The organism is Pseudomonas sp. GL-RE-29, assembly GCF_019947275.1.
In the GTDB taxonomy this organism is placed as follows: Bacteria; Pseudomonadota; Gammaproteobacteria; order Pseudomonadales; family Pseudomonadaceae; genus Aquipseudomonas; species Aquipseudomonas fluorescens_A.
This window is the reverse complement of record NZ_JAGYGD010000025.1, coordinates 49,412-65,077: the sequence shown is the minus strand read 5'-3', so window position 1 is coordinate 65,077 and position 15,666 is coordinate 49,412. Positions and strand designations below refer to the sequence as shown.

The 15,666-nt window shown below is 55.4% G+C and carries 16 protein-coding genes; 10 read left to right on the top strand and 6 right to left on the bottom strand.

The window, feature by feature from the left end; all coding sequences use genetic code 11:
• Positions 1–141: 141 nt before the first annotated feature.
• Both KGB21_RS20110 and KGB21_RS20105 read right to left on the bottom strand, forming a co-directional pair.
• A complete protein-coding gene (locus KGB21_RS20110; RefSeq protein ID WP_223506497.1) occupies positions 142–1,149 on the bottom strand; it encodes an alpha/beta fold hydrolase in 1,008 nt (335 codons plus the stop codon).
• A 254-nt stretch (positions 1,150–1,403) separates the two neighbouring features.
• On the bottom strand, positions 1,404–2,285 hold the full coding sequence (locus KGB21_RS20105; protein WP_223506496.1) for an NmrA family NAD(P)-binding protein: 882 nt from the start codon (positions 2,283–2,285) through the stop codon (positions 1,404–1,406).
• A 105-nt stretch (positions 2,286–2,390) separates the two neighbouring features.
• Here KGB21_RS20105 and KGB21_RS20100 point away from each other — a divergent pair, with 105 nt between their 5' ends.
• A complete protein-coding gene (locus tag KGB21_RS20100) occupies positions 2,391–2,966 on the top strand; it encodes a TetR/AcrR family transcriptional regulator (RefSeq protein WP_223506495.1) in 576 nt (191 codons plus the stop codon).
• On the opposite strand, the gene KGB21_RS20095 is transcribed toward KGB21_RS20100, so the two are convergent.
• A complete protein-coding gene (locus KGB21_RS20095; protein WP_223506494.1) occupies positions 2,963–3,556 on the bottom strand; it encodes a TetR/AcrR family transcriptional regulator in 594 nt (197 codons plus the stop codon). The genes KGB21_RS20100 and KGB21_RS20095 overlap by 4 nt on opposite strands.
• Before the next feature lie 125 nt (positions 3,557–3,681).
• On the opposite strand from KGB21_RS20095, the gene KGB21_RS20090 reads away from it, so the two are divergent.
• Complete coding sequence (locus KGB21_RS20090) at positions 3,682–4,665, top strand: zinc-dependent alcohol dehydrogenase family protein (RefSeq protein WP_223506493.1); 984 nt, start codon at positions 3,682–3,684, stop codon at positions 4,663–4,665.
• A 49-nt stretch (positions 4,666–4,714) separates the two neighbouring features.
• Here the strand turns inward: KGB21_RS20090 and KGB21_RS20085 are convergent, their stop codons facing one another.
• On the bottom strand, positions 4,715–5,380 hold the full coding sequence (locus KGB21_RS20085) for a glutathione S-transferase family protein (protein WP_223506492.1): 666 nt from the start codon (positions 5,378–5,380) through the stop codon (positions 4,715–4,717).
• Between the two features lie 150 nt (positions 5,381–5,530).
• Here KGB21_RS20085 and KGB21_RS20080 point away from each other — a divergent pair, with 150 nt between their 5' ends.
• A complete protein-coding gene (locus KGB21_RS20080) occupies positions 5,531–6,442 on the top strand; it encodes a LysR family transcriptional regulator (protein ID WP_150734415.1) in 912 nt (303 codons plus the stop codon).
• Here the strand turns inward: KGB21_RS20080 and KGB21_RS20075 are convergent.
• Positions 6,439–7,074: a TetR/AcrR family transcriptional regulator gene (locus KGB21_RS20075; protein ID WP_223506491.1), complete on the bottom strand. Its 636-nt coding sequence runs from the start codon at positions 7,072–7,074 to the stop codon at positions 6,439–6,441. The two genes, KGB21_RS20080 and KGB21_RS20075, sit on opposite strands and share 4 nt — an antisense overlap.
• Before the next feature lie 111 nt (positions 7,075–7,185).
• On the opposite strand from KGB21_RS20075, the gene KGB21_RS20070 reads away from it, so the two are divergent.
• From KGB21_RS20070 to KGB21_RS20060, 3 genes are read left to right on the top strand one after another with little or no spacing between them, the layout of a single operon-like run.
• Entirely contained in the window at positions 7,186–7,788 is a 603-nt protein-coding gene (locus KGB21_RS20070; protein ID WP_223506490.1) for an NADPH-dependent F420 reductase, read from the top strand.
• A 41-nt stretch (positions 7,789–7,829) separates the two neighbouring features.
• Positions 7,830–8,159 carry a YciI family protein gene (locus KGB21_RS20065; protein WP_223506489.1) on the top strand — a complete coding sequence of 110 codons (330 nt, stop codon included), beginning with the start codon at positions 7,830–7,832 and terminating at the stop codon, positions 8,157–8,159.
• A gap of 48 nt (positions 8,160–8,207) precedes the next feature.
• Positions 8,208–8,537 (top strand): YciI family protein, encoded by a 330-nt coding sequence (locus tag KGB21_RS20060; RefSeq protein ID WP_223506488.1) that lies wholly within the window; start codon positions 8,208–8,210, stop codon positions 8,535–8,537.
• A gap of 62 nt (positions 8,538–8,599) precedes the next feature.
• Here the strand turns inward: KGB21_RS20060 and KGB21_RS20055 are convergent, their stop codons facing one another.
• A complete protein-coding gene (locus tag KGB21_RS20055; RefSeq protein ID WP_150734413.1) occupies positions 8,600–9,175 on the bottom strand; it encodes a TetR/AcrR family transcriptional regulator in 576 nt (191 codons plus the stop codon).
• Between the two features lie 167 nt (positions 9,176–9,342).
• Here KGB21_RS20055 and KGB21_RS20050 point away from each other — a divergent pair, with 167 nt between their 5' ends.
• From KGB21_RS20050 to KGB21_RS20035, 4 genes are all read left to right on the top strand, one after another.
• Positions 9,343–9,621 carry a LysR family transcriptional regulator gene (locus KGB21_RS20050; RefSeq protein ID WP_092280725.1) on the top strand — a complete coding sequence of 93 codons (279 nt, stop codon included), beginning with the start codon at positions 9,343–9,345 and terminating at the stop codon, positions 9,619–9,621.
• A gap of 141 nt (positions 9,622–9,762) precedes the next feature.
• Positions 9,763–11,022 carry a multidrug efflux RND transporter periplasmic adaptor subunit MexE gene (mexE, locus tag KGB21_RS20045; RefSeq protein WP_223506487.1) on the top strand — a complete coding sequence of 420 codons (1,260 nt, stop codon included), beginning with the start codon at positions 9,763–9,765 and terminating at the stop codon, positions 11,020–11,022.
• Between the two features lie 12 nt (positions 11,023–11,034).
• Entirely contained in the window at positions 11,035–14,226 is a 3,192-nt protein-coding gene (locus KGB21_RS20040; protein ID WP_223506486.1) for an efflux RND transporter permease subunit, read from the top strand.
• Positions 14,226–15,626, top strand: coding sequence for an efflux transporter outer membrane subunit (locus KGB21_RS20035; protein ID WP_223506485.1), 1,401 nt, complete (start codon positions 14,226–14,228; stop codon positions 15,624–15,626). The genes KGB21_RS20040 and KGB21_RS20035 overlap by 1 nt, the downstream gene beginning before the upstream one ends.
• The last annotated feature ends 40 nt before the right edge of the window (positions 15,627–15,666 follow it).

Here is a 15,666-nt window from a genome sequence, read left to right as displayed (position 1 = left end):
TCCCGTAATGGCTGAAGACATTCGTTGATGAGTCTTGAGCCAAAAATAACCGGGAGAAGGGCGGGCGATAATTGCCCGAGCCACGATAAAACCTATCGATAGGCGGAATAAATCAGCATGACATGAACACGGCCGGTCGGGTCAGGCCAGCATGTGCTTGGCGACCTCGTCAGGCAGATCGAACTGCGGCCAATGTTCTGCATCGAGTGTCGTCAGCGTCGCGTGGGGACAATGGGCGGCGATATCTTTAGCGACGGCAGTGTTGAGGTACTTGTCCAGACCACCCCAGATCAGTTTGACCGGCTTATTGAATTTAGCCAGTTCAGGAAGGCGCCGGTCATTTGCCGCAAGGTTTGCGTACGCATTCCCGGTCATGGCCAGGAAGGCGGGCATTGCACTCGGCTGCTGGGTGAAGTTGTGCGCAATGATAGGTTGCAACACCGTTTCGAAGCGCGTCCTCATTGCCGGCGTCATGTTGGCCAACAGTAGGCCCTGCTGAAAATTGAAGAGGTAAGCTGCTTGCTTAGGGTCCGTCATCATCGCGTGGGCCAAAAGCTTGGTTTTCGGATTGCAGCACAGTTCAATGAAGTCGGGAAAGGCCAATACTGAGGCGTTTGCGTAATAACAGTTGAGCAGTATGAGAGAGGCAACGCGGTCCTGATTGTCCAGTGCGAAGTTAACCGCTGCCGGACCCCCTGCGTCGTGCCCAACAGGGATGACTGAATTCAATTTTAGATCATTGACTACAGCGTTGAAGTCGGACAATTGCTGTTCAAAATCGTACCGGAAGTTTGTTGGTTTGTCGGACGCGCCGAAGCCAAGAAAATCGAAAGCGATGACGCGTCTGCCAGCGGCGCTCAGGCGTGGCGCCAAGTCTTCGTAGATACGACAGTTATCGGGAAAGCCATGCAGTAGGACATAAGCAGGTTCTTTGCCGGGATAGTCGCGAACGTAGATTCGATGGTTTTCCCTCAATACGATTTTTTCAGTGAAACCTGATGCGAGTTTTGGGTTACTGAGAGGTGCCGGCGACTCTGAGGTGGCTGCCCAAGCGGAGCCATGATTGATCGCCGCCATTGCTGCTGCCAAGAGCATGGATTGCTTGAGTACGTCGCGGCGTGACAACTCACTGCGCTTGAGGCTTTTCATTTTTATTCCCCGTTTTGTTCCAGTGCAAATCAGCCACTTGGGAATGGGTTTCCAGTTCAATGGAAATCCAGCAGCACCTGCGATTGCTCAGCAACAGATAACGAGCAATAGCCTTCATGATTTATTGAAGGCGGTCACTATGAATGTGTCAAGGCAGAACGTCGTCATCGGGGCGCCCCGCGATCAACGTGATCAAGCGCGAAGTTTTTCAGAGAGGATGAGCCTGCGCATGACACAGGCTCAACTCACCGTCTTCATACGTCGAACAGATCTTTGTAAAGAGTGACGAACTCTTGCACGGTCATTGGCGCTTGTCCGGTGACTTCTCGAATGATCTTGTCTTCGCCTTCGAACACACCATGCTGGTAATCCAACGCTACTTCGACCAGATGTTGAACGACGAATGGAGGTAAACCTGCTTCAAGCAGTTCGTGTTTATATTCTTCAAGACTGATTTGCTGATAGGCGATCTTGCGCCCCAGCACCTCGCCGATAGCGTCGGCGACACCTTGCTGATTCAACTCGGTAGGGCCATGCAGGGTGTAGGTTTGGCCTTCATGTTGGCTCGGATTTTCGAGAATGGCGGCAATCAGACGGGCTTGATCCTCAGCGGCGATTGGGGTGTGGCGGCCTTCACCAAATGGTAGGCGGATCTCACCTTTTTCCAAGATGTGCGAGCGGAAATGGGGATAGATCAGCCACTGTGCAAAATAGGTTGGGCGTAGGTGAGTCATTGCCAGTCCTGACCAATCGAAAACCCGCTCTGCCGTCCAATGATCAAGCGCCGCATTGCTCTTGGCTTCGCGTCTAGCGGAAATCTGCGACATGTTGACGACGGCTTCGACGGCGGCTTCCTTCGCTGCTTGGGCGAAACGAGCAGTCGCATCAATCAAGCCTGGGGTAATTGGGTATACGAAGTACGCGGTGCGAACACCTTGAAGTGCGCTGCGCACGGCGTTCAAATCCAGCAGATCACCGAGCACCACTTCGGCGCCCATTGCATGAAGCTCTGCCGAACGTTCATCTTCCTTGTGCACTAGGGCTCTGACCGGAACACCTTTAGAGGTGAGGATTTCAACAGTTCTACGACCGGTGTACCCAGTAGCGCCTGTTACGAGAATGGTAGCTTGCGTCATGTTGGTAGCCTCAGGTTATGGTGCAAAAGCTTAAATATTACTCTCGTAATAAATATAGATGTTAAGTAACATCTAAGTCAAACACCATTGATCAGGATTTTTGGCATGCGCAAATCACGGCAGGAAACCAGCGAGACGCGGCAACGAATCGTTGATGCTGCCAGCGTCGAGTTTCGCAAGAACGGTATTGGCGGGACGGGACTTTCTGGTTTGATGTCTGCGGCGGGCCTGACGCACGGCGGCTTCTACCGCCACTTTCAATCCAAGGATCAGGTCGTGGCAGAGGCATGCGGCGCAGCAGTTGACGGACTAATGTCAGAGCTGGAGAAGGTCGCTGACGACGGAGGCTTTGATGCAATCGTGGGCCATTACCTTTCGCCTCTACACCGGGATGCCTTGGAGCAAAGCTGCCCCTATGCGGCGCTTGGGAGCGAACTGGTCCGGAGCAACGAGCAGGTAAAGCAGGTCGCGACCCAAGGTCTGGAAAGGATCATCGAGTTATTGGTCGCTCAGTCCAAATCTGAGAAAGGCGAGTCGGAACGCGCTCGTGCACTCGTCGCGATGTGCACGATGATGGGGGCGCTCACCTTGTCGAGAATGGCATCGCGCCCAGCGCTGTCAGCTGAAATTCTGGAGACAGCGGTAGCCCATCTGACTCACTCCGAGCTGTCAAATGCTTAGGAACCGGCTGAGTTGGCAACCGCCTTCAGATTCTCTCTAGTCGCCGTAATGATTTCATCAGCAAGCAGAGGGTTCGTGGTTTTGGTCGCCCGCGCGATGGCGACACTGCCGACCATACTGCACATGAAAAACAATGCTTCGCGACGAGCAGTTTCATCCGCGAAATCCCGAGCCAGCACTTCCTGGAGGATTGCGACCATGTCCTCAAAACCGTGGGTGAAAGTGTTTTGGACTGCGTCATCCTGACTTTTGATTTCGCATGTGTACGCAGCCATGGGACAGCCCTCAGCGACGGCCTCGACGTGCTCGGGGGACACATAGGCGTCAATTAGCGTTTCCAAGTCGTTCGCAGCCGGGCCCATCATGGCGCGCCATGAGTCGCGACCGTTGGCCATAGCTTTCCGGCAAGCAGCTTCGACCAACCGGCTCTTAGATTTAAAATGTCCGTAAAAACCACCTTGGGTCAGTCCCGCCTCTTCGCTGATTTGCGCGACGCCAGTGGCGGCGAAGCCCTGCGTCTGGAACAGGCTGGAAGCCGAAGCAATGAGCGCTTCACGGTTGTAAGCATTTTGTTCTTTTGAAACCTTCACGCATCACTCCTGAACTACACTGATCCATTCATTGTGATCGCCTCCAATAGAATGGATACTTTTGCGGGCGATCACTATGATAGGTGTCCGGCATGGATATTTAAACCCTCAGCAGGTACTCCAACATGAAAGCGATCCAGATCAACGCTTACGGCGACCCCCTCGAAAGTCTGGAGTTGGTCGACATCGCTGAGCCACCCCCACCCGGACCGGGCGAGGTGTTGATCGGTGTCGAGTTCGCCCCAGTTAACCACAACGATTTACTGTTGTTTGGCGGTAAGTTTCCGGTGCATCCGCCGTTACCGAGTGTTGTCGGCAACGAAGGCGTCGGTATCGTGTTGGTCGTTGGAGCGGGCGTGAACAATGTAAAGGTCGGGGATCGCGTGACGCCACCGCTCTATAGCTTTACCTGGCGCGAGCGGATGGTTATTCCCGCCGCAGATCTCTTCGCTTTGCCCGTGGACGCGGATATTCAGCAGCTCGCCATGTTGCGTATCAATCCGCCCACAGCAGCACTGTTGCTGAGTGAATTCGTTGACCTAAAACCCGGCGATTGGGTGGTGCAGAATTGCGCGAACTCCGGGGTGGGCAGGGCGGTGATCGCCATCGCCAAGGGGCGCGGGTTACGGACGGTAAATTTTGTGCGGCGACAGGAGCAAGTCGCTGAGGTGGAAGCGGCGGGTGGAGACATCGTGTTGGTGGATGAAAATGATGCGACTGAGCGCGTGCAAGAGATGGTCGGTGACGGTGACGGTGCCGTGCGCTTGGCGCTCTGCGGCATCAGCGGAGTGGCGACTGCGCGTTTGGTTAGCGCGTTATCGGCTGGGGGATCGTTGGTCAACTACGCACAAATGAGCGGCGACATGTCTGCACCGGGAGATCTCAGGCCGCTGATGAGAAAGAGCATCACGATGCACAACTTTTATCAGAACAAACCCGCGTTCAGGGTGAAAGTGCCTGAAATATTGCATGAAGCGGTCGAGTTGATCAGATCCGGAAGTTTGCAAGTACCGGTGGCAAAGGTGTATCCGCTGGCAGCCTTCAAGGACGCCATCGTCCACACTCAAAAAGGCGGCAAGGTGTTGTTGGAGATCAACGGGGCTCACTGACCGTTTGGTTGATGAGGCGCCGATGTTCGGCGCCCCCCACACAGTCAGATCAGAACGTTATACCAAACGCGGAAAACGCGCGGTCCATGCGATCGTCCAGCAGCTCTTTTGTTTCTTTCCAGGCCGGAACTTCATCCAGCAGGCGTTGCTGCCAGGCCATGATGTTCGGGAATTCATCGTACGGCGTTTTGGTTCTGGCCATCTGCGAGAACGGTGCTGCGATATCGAAGTCCGCCAGCGTCACCTGTTCACCGACGATGAATTTTTTGCCTTCGAGGTGTTTGTCGAGCATGGCGGCGTTGCTACGGATGTTGGTGAAAATGAACTCGACCATAGTCGGGTCTTCCGCCACGCCCATCACGCGTTTGCCGATGCGTTCGTTGAACAGGTAGGAGGAAAATACGCGCCAGTGTTCAGCGGACCAGAACATCCACTGCAAGGTTTCATACCGGGCGGTGCCTTTGGGCAACAGCGGCGAGTCGAATTTCTCCGCCAAGTAGAGGTTGATGGCCGAAGCTTCAGAGATGACGATATCGCCATCGACCAATACCGGTACGCGACCGACCGGGCTGATCGCCAGAAATTCCGGCGCTTGGCTTTCGCCTTTCAACAAGTCGACCGGGATATGTTCGAACTGAATGCCCATGTGTTTTGCAGCGGTCCATACGCGGCGAAAACTGCCGGAACCACTGTCGCCGTAGATGCTGATGGTCATGACTGACTCCATAAAACTGAATGTTAAGGGCGTTGCGCAGAGCCAGACTAATAGAGCGGTTCAAAAGTGATAATTGGTTGGGCGGCGATAAAATTTATCGCCGGCCGGAATATATATGCAGGCCGGGTATGACAGCGGTAGAGGGGCGGTGTGGACAGATTTTCGGCGTTAGAAATCTTCGTGAGGGTTGTCGAGATCGGCAGCTTTTCGCGCACGGCGATTGAGCTGTCGATCAGTCAATCTACGGTCAGCAAGCAAATTACCGATTTGGAAAAACAGTTACAGGCGAAGCTATTTTCACGTACCACCCGCCGGTTGTTTTTGACCGATGCCGGTGAGCGGTTTTATGAGCAGGCGAAGCTTATTCTTGAGCAATACGCCATGGCTTTAGGAGATGTATTCAATACCCGTCAGACGCCTTCAGGAACCTTACGTATCGCTACACCAATTCTGCTCGGGCGAAAGCAATTGACTCCGTTACTGCCGCGCTTTTTCCAGCGCTACCCCGACATTGTGTTGGAGCATTTCCTGAGTGATTCGGCGACAGATCTGATTCGCGATGGCGTAGACGTGTCTATCCGCGTTGGCGAAATGAAAGATAGCTCTCACCAAGCGCGAAAACTTGGTGCTCTGCAACCGGTCACTGTAGCCTCGCCGGCGTTCCTGGAGGACCATCCAGCGATTCTTCATCCTCGCGATTTGGCTCGCGTACCGTGCCTGATTTACCTGCGCAACCCGACGCCTTTCGAGTGGACGTTCAGCGATGTCAACGGTGAGATAGTGTCGGTTGAAGTTCAGGGATCCTATCGGGTGAACGTGTTTGAAGCGCTTTGCGAAGCCGCGATCGCAGGGCTTGGAGTTTTGAGAGCGCCATTGTCGGCCTGCGGCGAGGATCTGGAGGCCGGTAGATTGGTTAGGCTCCTGACAGATTACGACGCCGCTTTCGTTCCCATCTATGCGGTGATGCCTGCCTCATCCTGGATCCCACAGAAGACCCGCGTGATGGTGGATTTCCTAGTGGAAGAGTTCCAGAACAATCCGTGGCTTAGAGGGCCAGACTAAAGCTCTGGGCCAGCTGGAAACGCTTGCATGGCGACCTGCACGATCTCCAGAAGTTGGTCAGAAGTTGCACCATCTCTGGCTTGCACAGCCAATCCTCGGGCCAGCACATTGAAGTAGGCGGCTAATGCTTTGACATTGGTGTCGGCGGACACGTCACCTTCATCGATGCCGCGCTGAATCCTCGCCTCCATTGCATGGCGTGCCATCGATCTGTGCTCGGTCATCATTTCGCGAACCGAATGCAACGCCGGAGGAACGTGAACGCATGCTACGGAAATCATGCAGCCAGAGGGTAGATCGTCTCGGGTGAACTCAGTAGCGGTCGCCTCCATCAATCGTCTGAAGGCGGTTCGCGTGTCAGTAGCATCATTCAAGATGCCGAGAAACCACTCACCTGACGCTGCCAGATAGGCATTAGTCGCCTCTGCGTAGAGCTGCTCTTTACCCCCAAACGAGTTGTAAAAGCTCGACGCACTGATTCCCATCACCGCAATCAGGCTTTCGAAGGATGTGCCCTCGTAGCCCGACTCCCAAAACAATTTCATTGCCTGGTGCACGGCAGTCGCCCGGTCGAAATTCGATGGGCGGCCGCGACCACGTTTTTTGGGTTCAGATAATTTTGGTTCAATCACTCCAATATTCCTTGACGAGGGGATTTCCATCGCCATAGTATTGCATATCGGAGTGATCACTCCAAAAAAACATTTTCCCCGATTTAATGCATTGCTAATGAGGTCGCTTTTATGAAAATTGGGATGTTGGGCTCGGGTACTGTGGCGCTGTCCATTGCTAAGCACGCGATTGATCAGGGCCATGAGGTCTTGCTGAGTAACCGCAGCGGAGCGACTAAATTGGGCGATGCACTGTCGCAGTTGGGGCCTAAGGCTTCCGTCGTCACCCTCGCCGAAGCTGCCGCAACTCCAGTGGTGCTATTGGCGACGCCTTGGACGACGATCGAGACAGTTCTCAGTGGAATGCCAGCATGGAACAACCGAATCCTGATTGACGCCACTAACCCGTTTTTGGAGACCACCCCAAAGTGGGTGTTTGACGATCTTGGAGGGCGTGGTGCGAGTGAGATTGTTGCTGAACTGGCGCCGGGCGCACGGGTAATCAAGGCGTTCAACAATCTTGAAATGGCTAACTTCAATGCTGGCCCCGTCCACAACCAAGGCCGAAGGGTGCTGTTCGTGTCTGGCGATGACAGCGAAGCCAAGGCGTTCGTGACCGAGTTCATTCAGAGAATTGGCTTTCGCACCGTCGATCTCGGGGGACTCAAGGAGGGTGGAAGAATGCAACAAGCCGGCGGTCCCCTGGCTGGACATGACTTTCTGCTCTCTCAATAACCTTTCTTTTGAAACAAACTATCCTTCTGGAGTGCAAAACCATGATTGACGAAAACGGCCCACACTATTTCATCGCCTTCCAAACCCCTGGCCCAAAATGGGTTCCGGGCGTCAAATACAACGAACAACCTGAGTTTATGGATCATGTGAACTACATGATCGAATTGCACCAGAAGGGCCTGATCGTGCTAAGCGGCCCGTTCATGGAAAAGGCTGGAGGCCTTAATGGCGTGCTGGCAGACGGAGGCATGACGATTTTCAAGGCGAAGGATCTCGAAGGAGCCACAAAGATCGGCACGGACGATCCAACGGTTAAGTCCGGCTTTTTGAACGTTGAAGTGAAGATGATGTGGGTGCCGTTCCATACCTGATTGGTAGGAACTGCTCTCGATCCCCCTTTTCCTCTGGAGTACAAAATCATGATTGACGAAAACGGCCCGCACTACTTTGTCGCCTTCCAATCGCCGGGCCCGAACTGGGTTCAAGGCGTTAGGTACAACGAACAGCCTGGGTTCATGGATCACGTGGGCTACATGATCGAAATGCAGGAGAAAGGTCTCACCGTGCTCAGCGGGCCGTTCATGGAGAAAGCCGGTGGCCTCAACGGTGTGCTGGCAGACGGCGGCATGACGATCTTCAAGGCCGCTGACCTCGAAGAAGCCATCAAGATCGGCACTGACGATCCAACGGTTAAGTCAGGCCTGCTGAATGTCGAAGTGAAGATGATGTGGGTGCCGTTCCATACCTGATAAGCCCAGGAAGACTCATATGATGTTCCTCGGGGTTTAGTTTTCATCCTTTGAGCGGCGCTTTACAGCCCGCTCTTTTTTTCAGGAGCGGCAGGCCAGCCACTGATGACCGACTGCAAGAACTGTTCAGATAATTGAGGGCTGTCCAGCGCTCTGGCAATCAGCATTGCACCAGCGATTGAGGACAGTATGCGAAGAGATTCCCGGTACTTCTCGTCATGAGTTTCGCCTTTGACCAGCGCCATCAGCGTTTCAATCAAGTCCTCAATACCTTTGGTAAACGCACTGCTGACTGCACCGCCAGTGCGAGCGACGTCTGCACCTAAAGCGGGGATGGGGCAGCCCTCCATCCAGTTATCCAGATGCGCTTGCGTCAAGTAACCCTGTATGAGTTCCGAGATGGATTTTGCGCTCTGCCACTCCTGGATGTTTGACTCGAAGGTTCTGCTGACGGCTTCCGATGCTAGCTGTTCCTTTCCGCCAGGAAACTGTCCGTAAAATCCGCCATGGGTCAGACCCACTGATCGTGAGAGTTCACCAATGCCAATCCCATCTATACCTTTTTCGCGGTATAGGCGGGATGCAGCGGTGAGGATCGCCTCCTTATTCGCCGCCGCTTGTTCTTTCGTAACTTTCATGAGGTGTTCCTCTAGGACAGGCGAACCTGCTTGAACCGGTTTGCTACGATGCTAGCATTGATTACGGTGATCATATAACGTCGTAGACGAACGTCTATCGCGCCTCCGCGATGCTAGGTGCGTCCCGAGTCTGCGACTCTAGTCAAATCTATACGGGGATCTGTCCCATGAAACGTAATGAGCTGCGCAGTATCGATTTGAATCTGCTTGTTGTCTTCGAAACGCTCATCCAGGAACGTAACTTAACTCGTGCAGGTAAGAGGCTATCGCTCGGCCAGCCAGCGGTGAGCGCTGCGTTGATCCGACTTCGTAGGCTGTTCAACGACCCATTGTTTGAGCGCAATGGTCGCACAATGGTGCCAACGCCTAGAGCTTTAAGTGCAGCGCAAATGCTGGGCCCGGCGCTTGATTCTGTTTGTGTTGCTCTTGCGGATACCAAGGGTTGAACAGGGCCAATTCTTCTTTCGGCTTTAAACATGACGCATATCATTAATAGTGATATCTAAGTTCACTCCGTTCAATTCGTCGAGGCCTCGCGTGAGGCCGAGAATCCACAAATCCCTAAACCCGTCTGGCGGACACATCCCATGGAACAGTCACTAAAACCTTTGCGTTATCCTCTTGCTGCGTTGGCCCTGACAGTTCTGGCGGCGTGTGACCGCACACCTGATGCAGCGTTGGCTTCAGCAGCGCCACACGTCACCGTTGCCAAGGTGCTCGAACAGCCCATCACCGAGTGGGATGAAGTCACCGCTCGACTGGAGGCGCCAGAAACCGTCGAGGTTCGTCCTCGGGTTTCGGGTCAGATCGACCGTGTGGCCTTCACCGATGGTGCGCTGGTAAAAAGAGGTGATTTGCTGTTTCAGATTGATGCACGTCCGTTCGAACATGAAGTCCATCGCATCGAAGCGCAGCTGCAACAAGCCCGAGCAACTTTGGTTCGCACAGGCAACGAAGCTCAGCGCGGCCAACGCTTGTTGAGCAGCAATGCGATTTCCGCAGAGTTAGCCGACACTCGCACTACCACTGCACAAGAAGCCCGGGCCGGTGTCGATGCCATTCAGGCGCAGCTGGATCTCGCACGCTTGAACCTCAGTTTCACCCGCGTTACCGCACCGATCACCGGTCGAGTCAGTCGGGCGGAAATCACCGCCGGCAACATCGTCACCGCTGACACCACGCCGCTTACCAGCGTTGTCTCCACCGATAAGGTCTACGCCTATTTCGATGCTGACGAGCGCATGTTCCTTAAATACAGTCTGCTTTCCCGCCAAGGGCAGCGCGGTCAAGCCACTCCGGTATACATGGGCCTGTCAGACGAGGAGGGCAACAGCCACGTCGGGCAGATGAACTTTGTCGACAACCAGGTCAACTCGAAAACCGGCACTATTCGCGGCCGCGCGGTGTTCGATAACGCTGACGGTCAGTACACCCCCGGACTGTATGCCCGGTTGAAGTTAGTCGGCAGCGCTGCCTACCCCGGCTTGCTGATAAAAGACGAAGCGGTGGGGACTGACCTCGGCAAGAAGTTTGTGCTGGTCGTCGATAAAGACAACAAAGCTGTCTATCGCAGCGTCGATCTGGGGCCAAAGCTTGAGGGGCTGCGCATCGTTCGCAGTGGTTTGCAGAAAGAAGATCGCATTGTCATCAACGGCCTTCAGCGCGTTCGTCCTGGCGCGGTGATTGATCCGCAGGATGCGCCAATGGCTAGCCCGGAAACGGTTGCCACACTGGCGAGCCAGCGTCAGGCAATTGAAGCCAGTAATCGTCCCGTCATCCAGTCGCCCGTCTCTGTCAAATCACCCGAACTGGTGAAGACGGAAACTGCGATTTCGCCTCGCGGTTAATGGAGATCTGACATGAAATTTTCCCAGTTCTTCATTACGCGGCCAATTTTCGCCGCCGTACTGTCTCTGCTGATTTTAATTGCTGGCACTATCTCGCTGTTCCAATTGCCCATCAGCGAATACCCCGAGGTGGTTCCTCCGACCGTGGTGGTCCACGCCAACTATCCGGGTGCCAACCCAAAAGTTATTGGGGAAACGGTGGCTGCTCCACTGGAGCAAGCCATTACTGGCGTAGAGAACATGCTGTACATGTCCTCGCAATCAACCGCTGACGGTCGCCTGACTCTGACAGTGACCTTCGCCCTCGGCACCGATCTCGACAACGCCCAAGTCCAAGTGCAAAACCGCGTGACCCGCACCGAGCCAAAGCTGCCGGAAGAAGTGACTCGCATCGGTATTACCGTCGACAAGGCCTCGCCTGAGCTGACGTTGCTGGTGCATCTGGTATCGCCGGATAAGCGCTACGACATGCTCTACCTGTCGAACTACGCGATCCTCAATGTAAAGGATGAATTGGCCCGTCTGAACGGTATCGGCGATGTGCAGTTGTTCGGTATGGGCGACTATTCACTGCGTATTTGGCTCGACCCGAACAAGACCGCCTCGCGCAATCTGACCGCAACTGATGTAGTCAACGCGGTGCGTGAGCAAAACCGTCAGGTCGCTGCTGGGCAACTCGGTGCGCCACCGGCGCCGAATGCCACCAGTTTCCAAATGTCGATCAACTCCCAGGGACGGCTGGTCACTGAAGAAGAGTTTGAAAACGTGATCATTCGCAGCGGTGCCAACGGCGAAATAACGCGCCTGAAGGACATCGCCCGAGTTGAACTCGGCTCAAACCAGTACGCTTTGCGCGCCTTGCTGAACAACCAGGAAGCGGTAGCGATGCCGATTTTCCAGCGCCCCGGTTCCAACGCCATCGACATCTCTAACCAGGTGCGGGCGAAAATGGCCGAGCTGAAGAAAAACTTTCCGGAAGGCATGGATTTCGAGATCGTTTACGACCCGACTATCTTCGTTCGTAGCTCGATTGAGGCGGTGGTCCACACCCTGTTCGAAGCCCTGATTCTCGTGGTGCTGGTGGTGATCCTGTTCCTGCAAACCTGGCGCGCCTCGATCATTCCCCTGGTCGCGGTACCTGTTTCGCTGATCGGTACCTTTGCCGTGATGCACCTGCTCGGATTCTCGCTTAACGCCTTGTCGCTGTTCGGACTGGTATTGGCCATCGGTATCGTGGTCGACGATGCGATCGTAGTGGTGGAGAACGTCGAGCGAAATATCGAGGGCGGGCTGGAGCCGATCGAAGCGACCAAGAAAGCCATGGGCGAAGTGACCGGGCCAATCATCGCCACGGCACTGGTGCTCTGTGCGGTATTCGTACCTGCGGCGTTCATCTCTGGCCTCACCGGGCAGTTCTATAAGCAATTCGCGTTAACCATTGCCATCTCGACAGTCATTTCGGCATTCAATTCGCTGACCCTTTCGCCGGCACTGGCGGCGGTATTGCTCAAGGCCCACGGCGCGCCGAAGGATCGCTTCTCGAAAGTGCTCGATCGTTTGCTAGGTGGCTGGTTGTTCAAACCTTTCAACCGCTTCTTCGAAAAGGCCAGCCACGGTTATGTAGTGGCAGTGGCCAAGATTATTCGGGGCAGCAGCGTCGCGTTGCTGATTTACGCTGGCCTGATCGCAATGACCTACATGGGCTTCAGCACCACCCCAACCGGGTTCGTGCCGACGCAAGACAAGAAGTACCTAGTGACCTTTGCCCAATTGCCAGACGCCGCCAGCCTGGACCGCACTGAAAACGTGATCCGGCGCATGAGCACCATCGCCATGAACGAACCGGGCTTCGACAGCGCCGTGGCGTTTCCTGGCCTATCGATTAACGGCTTCACCAATAGCCCGAACGCTGGTATTGCTTTTATTGGCCTGAGCAATTTTGAAGAGCGGACTGATCCGAGTCTGTCAGCGATGGGGATTTCAGCGTCACTCAATGCCAAGTTCGGCAGCATCCAGGACGCCTACATCGCGGTGTTCCCGCCACCACCGGTACAAGGCCTGGGTACCATTGGTGGTTTCCGTTTGCAGATCGAGGATCGGGGCAACCTGGGCTACGACGAGCTGTACAAGGAAACCATGAACATCATCACCAAAAGCCGCTCGGTGCCGGAATTGGCCAACCTGTTCACCAGCTACACGGTCAACGTTCCGCAGGTCGAAGCAAACATCGATCGCGAGAAAGCCAAGACTCACGGCGTGGCCATCAGCGATATTTTCGATACCTTGCAGGTCTATCTCGGCTCGCTGTACGCCAACGACTTCAACCGATTTGGTCGCACGTATCAGGTCAACGTCCAGGCTGAACAGCAGTTCCGCCAGGAGCCTGAACAAATCGGCCAGTTGAAGGTGCGCAACGACCGTGGCGAGATGATCCCGCTGGCGACCTTCGTCAAGGTCACGCCGACCTCCGGCCCGGACCGGGTGATGCACTACAACGGCTTCATCACGGCGGAAATCAACGGCGGCGCGGCACCGGGCTACAGCTCCGGCCAGGCCCAGGCTGCGATTGAAAAACTGCTGAAAGAAGAACTGCCCAACGGCATGACCTACGAGTGGACTGACCTCACGTTCCAGCAGATTTTGTCCGGCGACACCGCGCTGCTGGTGTTCCCGCTCTGCGTGTTGCTGGCGTTCCTAGTACTGGCCGCATTGTATGAAAGCTGGAGCCTGCCGTTAGCGGTGATCCTGATCGTGCCGATGACCCTGCTGTCGGCGATTGCCGGGGTAATCATTTCCAAAGGCGACAACAATATCTTCACCCAGATTGGCCTGATCGTACTGGTGGGCCTGGCGTGCAAAAACGCGATCCTGATCGTCGAGTTCGCCAAGGACAAACAGGATCAAGGGCTGTCGCCGCTGGACGCGGTGCTTGAAGCCTGCCGTATGCGTCTGCGCCCGATCCTGATGACTTCGTTTGCGTTCATCATGGGTGTGATTCCGCTCGTGACATCGACCGGTGCCGGATCGGAAATGCGCCGTGCCATGGGCGTTGCGGTGTTCTCCGGGATGCTCGGCGTGACCTTCTTCGGCTTGCTACTGACACCCGTGTTCTTCGTGTTGATCCGTCGCTACATCGAACGCAAAAACGCCCGCAAGGTTGGCAAGGCTGAGCAAGCCCACGCTTCGAATCCGGAGGCACACTGATGAACACTCTTAAGCTTTTTTTACCCAGCCTCCTGGTTCTAGCCCTCGCTGCCTGCACGGTAGGCCCGGACTACAAGGCACCCGATACCGCTCCCGCGACGATCGCGGCAGCGCACACCAGCCAGTACGATCAGTCGCGATTTGAAACGGTATGGTGGCAACAGTTCGATGACCCCACGCTCAATCAGTTAGTGAGCAAATCCCTGCAAGGTAACCGCGATCTTCGTGTTGCGTTCGCTCGCTGGAAGGCGGCACGGGCGATACGCGATGACGTCAGCAATGACAATTTGCCGGTGGTCACAAGCCGTATTAGTAGCGAGCAAGGGCGGGCTCAAGTGCCGGGCCAAACGGAACGCCGAGTCAATCAGGAACGTTACGATCTTGGTTTGGACATGGCTTGGGAAGTCGATCTGTTTGGGCGTATCCAGCGTCAACTGGAGTCCAGTAATGCGCAGGAGGGCGCAGCAGCGGCCGATCTATACCAACTGCGCGTGACGATGATCGCCGAATTGGTGGACGCCTACGGACAATTGCGCGGCGCCCAACTGCGAGAAAAAATCGCCTTGGCGAACCTGAAGAATCAACAGGACTCGCGCACTGTGACAGTTAGTCTGCGCGATGCCGGAGTCGGTAATGAACTCGATGTAGTGCGCGCCGATGCGCGTCTGGCTGCTGTCGAGGCAACTGTTCCTCAGCTACAAGCGGAGCAGGTGCGGCAGAAAAACCGCATCGCCACGCTGTTGGGTGAGCGCCCGGATAAACTCAGCGTATCGTTGGCCCCTGCGGACCTGCCGGCCATCGCGAAAGCGCTGCCAATCGGTGATCCAGCCGAATTGCTGCGCCGTCGTCCGGACGTGCTCGCTGCCGAACGCAGATTGGCTTCCGCCACTGCGGATGTCGGCGTGGCCACCGCAGACCTGTTTCCGAGGGTGAGCTTGAGTGGCTTTTTGGGTTTCACCGCCGGCCGAGGTTCGCAGATTGGCTCCAGTGCTGCCAGAGCCTGGGGGCTCGGACCAAGCATCACCTGGGCGGCATTTGACTTGGGCAGCGTTCGCGCACGCATTCGTGGCGCCGACGCTGACGCCGAAGGCGCCTTGGCCACCTACGAGCAACAAGTGTTGCTGGCTCTGGAAGAGTCGGAGAACGCATTCAGTGATTACGGAAAACGCCAACAACGGCTGCTATCGTTGATCCGGCAGAGTGAGTCGAGCCGTGCAGCAGCTGATCTGGCAGCCATCCAATACAAAGAAGGGACCGTGGATTATCTAGTGTTATTGGACGCACAGCGTGAGCGCCTCAACGCCGAGGATGCTCAGGCGCTCGGCGAAACCGATCAATACCGTGCGATCGTTGCGATCTACAAAGCACTGGGAGGAGGCTGGGATAGCGATAAAGGTTGATCAGGCCCCTAAGTCTCAGCGATTTGCATCGCTGAGACGG

Excerpts from the sequence above, each read along its gene's own strand:
- KGB21_RS20110 (WP_223506497.1), bottom strand. The coding sequence starts at position 1,149 with ATGAAAAGCCTCAAGCGCAGTGAGTTGTCACGCCGCGACGTACTCAAG.
- KGB21_RS20105 (WP_223506496.1), bottom strand. The coding sequence starts at position 2,285 with ATGACGCAAGCTACCATTCTCGTAACAGGCGCTACTGGGTACACCGGT.
- KGB21_RS20100 (WP_223506495.1), top strand. The coding sequence starts at position 2,391 with ATGCGCAAATCACGGCAGGAAACCAGCGAGACGCGGCAACGAATCGTT.
- KGB21_RS20090 (WP_223506493.1), top strand. The coding sequence starts at position 3,682 with ATGAAAGCGATCCAGATCAACGCTTACGGCGACCCCCTCGAAAGTCTG.
- KGB21_RS20085 (WP_223506492.1), bottom strand. The coding sequence starts at position 5,380 with ATGACCATCAGCATCTACGGCGACAGTGGTTCCGGCAGTTTTCGCCGC.
- KGB21_RS20070 (WP_223506490.1), top strand. The coding sequence starts at position 7,186 with ATGAAAATTGGGATGTTGGGCTCGGGTACTGTGGCGCTGTCCATTGCT.
- KGB21_RS20065 (WP_223506489.1), top strand. The coding sequence starts at position 7,830 with ATGATTGACGAAAACGGCCCACACTATTTCATCGCCTTCCAAACCCCT.
- KGB21_RS20060 (WP_223506488.1), top strand. The coding sequence starts at position 8,208 with ATGATTGACGAAAACGGCCCGCACTACTTTGTCGCCTTCCAATCGCCG.
- KGB21_RS20055 (WP_150734413.1), bottom strand. The coding sequence starts at position 9,175 with ATGAAAGTTACGAAAGAACAAGCGGCGGCGAATAAGGAGGCGATCCTC.
- KGB21_RS20050 (WP_092280725.1), top strand. The coding sequence starts at position 9,343 with ATGAAACGTAATGAGCTGCGCAGTATCGATTTGAATCTGCTTGTTGTC.
- mexE (WP_223506487.1), top strand. The coding sequence starts at position 9,763 with ATGGAACAGTCACTAAAACCTTTGCGTTATCCTCTTGCTGCGTTGGCC.
- KGB21_RS20040 (WP_223506486.1), top strand. The coding sequence starts at position 11,035 with ATGAAATTTTCCCAGTTCTTCATTACGCGGCCAATTTTCGCCGCCGTA.
- KGB21_RS20035 (WP_223506485.1), top strand. The coding sequence starts at position 14,226 with ATGAACACTCTTAAGCTTTTTTTACCCAGCCTCCTGGTTCTAGCCCTC.